The organism is Methylobacterium sp. WL6 (genome assembly GCF_008040095.1).
Lineage (GTDB): Bacteria > Pseudomonadota > Alphaproteobacteria > Rhizobiales > Beijerinckiaceae > Methylobacterium.
On the sequence record NZ_VRVH01000527.1, the window covers coordinates 1 to 1,712 of the forward strand.

Annotated in this window: 3 protein-coding genes; 2 read left to right on the forward strand and 1 reads right to left on the reverse strand. The window is 68.1% G+C overall.

Going from position 1 to position 1,712, the window contains the following annotated elements:
* Positions 1-211 precede the first annotated feature (211 nt).
* Together FV230_RS28030 and FV230_RS28035 are read left to right on the forward strand one after the other, a co-directional pair.
* Entirely contained in the window at positions 212-574 is a 363-nt protein-coding gene (locus tag FV230_RS28030; protein WP_187275658.1) for a type II toxin-antitoxin system RelE/ParE family toxin, read from the forward strand.
* A complete protein-coding gene (locus FV230_RS28035) occupies positions 549-875 on the forward strand; it encodes a DNA-binding transcriptional regulator (RefSeq protein WP_147844690.1) in 327 nt (108 codons plus the stop codon). The genes FV230_RS28030 and FV230_RS28035 overlap by 26 nt, the downstream gene beginning before the upstream one ends.
* Positions 876-1,019: 144 nt before the next feature.
* On the opposite strand, the gene secB is transcribed toward FV230_RS28035, so the two are convergent.
* On the reverse strand, positions 1,020-1,520 hold the full coding sequence (gene secB, locus FV230_RS28040; RefSeq protein ID WP_147729755.1) for a protein-export chaperone SecB: 501 nt from the start codon (positions 1,518-1,520) through the stop codon (positions 1,020-1,022).
* Positions 1,521-1,712 lie beyond the last annotated feature (192 nt).

Here is a 1,712-nt window from a genome sequence, read left to right on the forward strand (position 1 = left end):
GCGCACGCTGGCGGCCGCCTATCGCGGCGTGGCGCGGTGAGGGTCTCCACGGCACCGAGGGCGGCGCTGCCCCGGGATCGGGGAGAGGCTTGAACCGTAGGATTCGTTCCTATACTTTGGGCGTCGGTACCGAGCGCTTGCGTTCCCGGTCTTGAGAGGCCGCCGAACGGATCGAGGTTCGGTCCATGTCGGGGGTGTCATGAGACTTTTCGTGACCCGCTCGGCATGGAAGCAGGCCTGCAAGGGCAAGATCGCCGCGGGCACGCTCGCCAAGGCCGCCGAGAAGGCCAATCTCGGGCTGGTGGACGCCGAGATCGGCGCTCACCTGTACAAGCAGCACGTCGGCCGAAAGGGCGATTTCCGTGCCGTCCTCTTCCTGGTCACGGACCGGCGATGCGTCGTCCTGCACATCTTTCCCAAGAACGTCCAACCCAACATCAAGGGTGCCGAACTGACGACCCTTCGCGCGTTCGCGAAGATCCTCGCAGATGTCGGCGACGCCGGATTCGAGACGCTTGCCGAAACCCAGGGGTGGAAGGACCTCTCCGATGAGAAGCCCGAAACGGACCTATAGGAGCGATCTGCTTCGATCGATCCACGAGGCCACGAGCGACCTTCACGCCATCGGGGCGATCGACAAGGCGACGCTGCGCCGGTTCGATGTTTCGTGCCTCACGCCCATCGAGCCGCTGCCGCCCGAGAGCATCCGGCGGATCCGCGAACAGGCCAACATGAGCCAGGCGATCTTCGCCAAGGCTCTCAACGTGACGACCTCGCTGGTGAGCAAGTGGGAGCGGGGAGACGCCAAGCCTGGCGGTCCCTCGCTCAAGCTGCTCTCGCTGGTGAGCCACAAGGGCATCGAAGCGATCCTGTAACGCGCCCCGGGCGTGCCGGCCGGGCTGTCCGCGCCGGCGGATCGCTTTCAGCGAGCCGCCCGGATGCGGTGATTCCCGTGAAAACGAAACAGCCCGGCCGCGCGGGCGGCCGGGCTGTCGTCGAGACGCGGGAGGCCGCGGAACTCAGGAGGCGAGGGGGCCGGTCGCCTCGCCGGCGCCCTGGGCTTCCATCGCCTTCTGGCGGTAGAGGCCGACGAAGTCGATCGGGTCGATGTAGAGCGGCGGGAAGCCGCCGTTGCGCACGGCCTCGGCCACGATCTGGCGGGCGAACGGGAACAGCAGGCGCGGGCACTCGATCATCACCGCCGGGTGGACCTGGTCCTGCGGGATGTTGCGCATGCGGAACACGCCGGCATACTTCAGGTCGAAGGCGAACAGCACGTCGCCGTTGATCTTGGCGTCGCCCTCCAGCGTCAGCTCGACCTCGAAGTCGGCCTCGGCGAGCTGCTGCGCGTTGACGTTGACCTGGATGTTGATCTGCGGGCCCTGGCCCTCCTGGGGCTGGAGCGAGCGCGGCGCGTTCGGGTTCTCGAAGGACAGGTCCTTGGTGTACTGCGCGAGCGCGTTGATCGCGGGGGCCTCGTCGGCCTGCCCGTTGCCGTTCGGTGCGGGGGAATCGGCCATGGCGGGTCATCCTTCTCGAAAGATCGAACACCGGCCGCGGGCCGATGGCTACGGGTGACCGCCATGCCTGTGCGGTCGTGGGCAGAGGCGAGGCCGCTAACATGCCCGTTCGATGCGGACAAGCGAGGCGCCGGAGGACGTGCGGGCCCTGCGCCGCCGCCCGGCCGACCGGGTGCCGGCGTCGGGCCCGCA